Origin of the sequence: Bradyrhizobium sp. (assembly GCF_016213215.1) — a bacterium.
GTDB lineage: Bacteria > Pseudomonadota > Alphaproteobacteria > Rhizobiales > Xanthobacteraceae > Bradyrhizobium.
Window position 1 is genome coordinate 1 of the sequence record NZ_JACRAW010000133.1, and the last position, 3,929, is coordinate 3,929.

The following is a 3,929-nucleotide window of genomic DNA, read 5'->3' on the forward strand; positions in this document are numbered from 1 at the left end:
CGCTGAGGTCGTGGTCGAACGATGAGTTCGACGATGGCGTGGCGTACGGCCGGCAGGGTCGGCTGAGGCGGTGGACCGTTGATTCTTTTTTTTCCGTCCCGCTTGTGCGAGACGGCGATGCTGGAGGAATGCGTAAGCGATCATGGTCATGAGGGCATGACGATGGAGGCCTTGCCAGGATCGTCCCTCGAAGTGATCGAGACCAAGCTCCTCTTTCAACTGTTGATGGGCCTGTTCGCAAATCCATCGCGCTTTGATCGTGGCAGCTAACGTACGCAAATCCGTCTTGGCCGGCAGATTGGCGAGATAATATTTCTTCTCTCCCGACGCCCTGTGTTCACCGATGAGCCACGCTTCGTCGCCTGGAAGGTGCTGCTGGCCCTTGTCCTTGATCCGCTGCGGAGGTCCATCGGCGGTACGCACGCGAACAGCGGCGAAGCGAGCTTCCAGCCGACCCTTGGTCCCGTTTCGCCAACTCACATTTTGCCACTTGGCATTGGCCAGCATGTCTTCGGCCGCCCTCGATAGGATATCCGGAATGTACCGCTTGCGAGGACGCCCCCGACCGGCAACCGGCCAGATCAGCTTTACCCCGACCGGATACATCTTAAGGTGACGAGGGATGCCAACGGCCCAGGCAAGGCCGCGTGTCGTGAGCCCCTGACGGAACGGCGCGCTGAGGCCGTAACCGGCATCCGCCAGCACACAGCCGAAGCGCATACCGGCTGCCATCACGCGATCGATCTCCGCCAACGCGATCTCTGGCTTGGTCCGCGCCGTGCGGTACTCGACTGGAACGCCCGCACGCTTCAAACGCACCGGGTTACTCGTCCAACTCTCGGGAACGAAGAGACGTAATGCGACCATTACCGGCACTTCACCCCGCGCAAGCGTCAGCGACACCAATGTTTGGCAATTGGCCGTCTTGCCGAGAGACGAGGCATATTGCGGAGCGACACCGACCGAACGATCGCCCTTCTTCGGCATTGCGGTGTCGTCGATGACCAGTACCGCATCTTTGCCGCCGACGAGGCGATCGGCCTGAACGAGCAATTCCGATTCCAATGGCGCCGCATCCCAGACGCCATCAGCGATGAAATGGTGCAACTGGTCATAGTCGCCCGGTGCCAGCCGCGCCGCCATCGGTTGGACGCTCTTGCGATCGCCCGGTCCAATCAGCCCCGCCACGTACAGCGGACACATCCGCCGCCGCGTCTTGTGACCCAAGCGATCCAGAAATGGTTCGAGCCAGCGTGCAAGCTCATCTTCCCACTTCGACGTCGTGTCTACCATTGGTCGGCCCTCCAGAAGCCGACCACTCATGAATCATTGAAAATCTGATTCGGGAATCTGGAGGGTTCTGTGAGGTCGCGCTCACGCGAGGGCGCGGCAGGCGCTTATGACGCGACCTCATTGAAGCCGGATTGAACGAAGGCGCGGGAGGCGATGCGCGGTTTTGCAGCTATGGGGATTGTTTGGGATCGCAAGGCCCGATCTGCTGGCTCGGCGCGTGAGGCAGCGACACGAGATGTGCGCATCGGGGAAGAGTTGAGATTAGACGCGCTTCGCCGGAGATCGCGATAGACTTTTTGCTGCATCGGACGGTTGTTGTCGCGCAGTGTGACAGCACGGATTCGACATCGTCCGCGATGATCGAGACGCTGGGATCGGAATGACGAATGATAATCGTCGTGCACGGCATGACTTGGCTCACGATGTATCGCATCGGAACGGTGATGTTCGAGGGCTGGAGCGGCTGAAGCTGTGTCGAAAGCGCTCGACGATGCGCATGACGCCGCCACAATCCGGACAGGCTGGTACCTCGGCCTGCGTCTGATGATCCGAACTCACGGGCGAAGGCTGACCATCGTTTGGTGTTGTCCGCTCATGATCGAGAAGTTCGCGGCAAAGCGCGAGCTTGGCGGCGCGGTGGCGGTTGGCCATGAAGCCGAAGTGGCGGATGCGGTGGAAACCGTCGGGCAGCGTATGAAGCAGGAAGCGGCGAATGAACTCGTCGGGCTTGAGCTTCATGATCTTTGTCGCGCTGTTTTGGCGATAGTCCTTCCATGAGAAGGCGACATGATCGTCGTCGAGTGCGACGAGCCGGCTGTTGGCGATCGCGACGCGATGGGCGTAGCGGCCGAGATAGGCCAGGACCTGTGCGGGTCCGCCGAAGGGCCGCTTGGCGTAAACAACCCAGTTGAGGCGTTGCATGGCTTTGATGCGACCAGCGAAAGCGTCGAGTTCGGCAAGAGATGCAAGATCGCCGAAGAAGCGCAAGGCGCCGGCATTGAAGGCCGCGATCAGGCGTTTGAGAAAAAGCCAGCGAAAGAGCCGGGACAGCGGTTTGACGGCCAGGAAGAAGTTCGGTCGGCTGGCGATCCAGCGTGTTCCATCAGGTGACAGGCCGCCGCCCGGCACGACACAGTGAATGTGGGGATGATGCGTCAGCGCCTGTCCCCAGGTATGCAGGACCGCGACGCCGCCGATCTCTGCGCCGAGCCTTCGCGGATTGGCCGCAAGCGTCGTCATCGCCTCAGCGGCGGCCTTGAACAGGATGGCATAGACGACGGCCTTGTTCTGGAAAGCGATCGCGGCGATCGGTGCAGGAAGCGTAAAGACGACGTGGAAATAGGGAACCGGCAGCAGGTCGGCTTCTCGCGCGGCAAGCCATGCGGCTCGGGCTTTCCCCTGACACTTCGGACAGTGACGGTTACGGCAGGAATTATAGGCGATGCGCGTCGTGCCGCAGGCGTTGCAGGCCTCGACGTGGCCGCCGAGCGCCTCGGTTCGGCACGCAACGATCGCACTCATCACGCGCCGCTCGACCCGACCGAGATGACCGGCATGCAAACGGCGATAGGCGCCGCCATGCCGGCGCAAGATATCGGCAATCTCGATGGCGGGCCTGTGCGGGCGGACGTCGGGGCGGGCCATAACCCGCAATCCCGACGCGCTGTCATCCAGATGGCGTGACCTCCAGCGACAGGCGGTCGAGCGGGCTCTGCGTCGCCCGGATCGTATGGGTGGCGACCTGCGTGTAGCGCGCCGTCGACGACAAATTATTGTGCCCGAGCAGAACCTGGATGATCCGGATGTCGGTTCCGTTCTCCAGAAGATGTGTCGCGAAACTGTGGCGCAGCGTGTGCAGCGTGACGCGCTTGGTCAGGCCCGCAGCCTTCACCGCCGACCGGCAGGCGGCATGCAACACGGTCTGATCGATCGGATGATCTTCGTCACGACCAGGGAACAGATAAAGCCGCGGCCGGGCGAGCCGCCAGTAGGTGCGCAGGATGCCAAGCAGCTGGGGCGACAGCATCACGTTGCGATCCTTCGCACCTTTGCCGTGGCGCACCTGGATGACACCGCGGGCGCTGTCGATGTCTTCGATCCGCAGTCCCGCGACCTCGGAGGCCCTGAGCCCGGCCGCATAGGCGGTGGTGAGCGCGGCGCGGCTCTTCAGGCTCGACACCGCCTCGAGGAATTGCACGACTTCGTCGGCGCTCAGCACGACCGGTAGCTTGAGGGATTCTCGCGCATAGGGAATGCGCTCCGGGATGAGCGCCCCGCCGAGTGTGACGCCGTAGAAAAACCGTAGCGCACAGACGATCTGGTTCAGCGCCGGCCATGAGATTCCGGTCGAGACCAGGTGCACCTGGAAGGCCCGGACGTCTTCCAGCTCCAACCGGTCAGGCGACCGGCCAAAATATCGGCTCAACTTCGAAACCGCGCTGATGTAGGATCGCTGCGTCGCCGGCGACAGATTGCGGACTGTCATGTCCTCGATCATGCGGCGGCGAAGAGGGCTCAAATCGGCCATCTCAATACTCCTGTCTGAGGGGGTGGGCTCCAACACCCACATCCTCTCAGCCAGGAGGCGATCTACGCCACCTCGCCACGCACGCCGCGACAGCGGCTTCGTTCAATCC

At 62.2% G+C, this 3,929-nt stretch carries 3 protein-coding genes; all 3 read right to left on the reverse strand.

All coding sequences use genetic code 11. The features are described 5' to 3' along the window. Nucleotides 1-1,293: IS701 family transposase (locus HY852_RS21775; protein WP_291606954.1), on the reverse strand; the 1,293-nt coding region annotated here is incomplete at its 3' end. A gap of 417 nt (nucleotides 1,294-1,710) precedes the next feature. Further along, nucleotides 1,711-2,937: an IS91 family transposase gene (locus tag HY852_RS21780; RefSeq protein WP_291606955.1), complete on the reverse strand. Its 1,227-nt coding sequence runs from the start codon at nucleotides 2,935-2,937 to the stop codon at nucleotides 1,711-1,713. Between the two features lie 22 nt (nucleotides 2,938-2,959). Then, entirely contained in the window at nucleotides 2,960-3,820 is an 861-nt protein-coding gene (locus HY852_RS21785; protein ID WP_291606956.1) for a tyrosine-type recombinase/integrase, read from the reverse strand. Between the last annotated feature and the right edge of the window lie 109 nt (nucleotides 3,821-3,929).

Coding starts and splice junctions, on each gene's coding strand:
- HY852_RS21780 (WP_291606955.1), bottom strand. CDS start 2,937: ATGGCCCGCCCCGACGTCCGCCCGCACAGGCCCGCCATCGAGATTGCC.
- HY852_RS21785 (WP_291606956.1), bottom strand. CDS start 3,820: ATGGCCGATTTGAGCCCTCTTCGCCGCCGCATGATCGAGGACATGACA.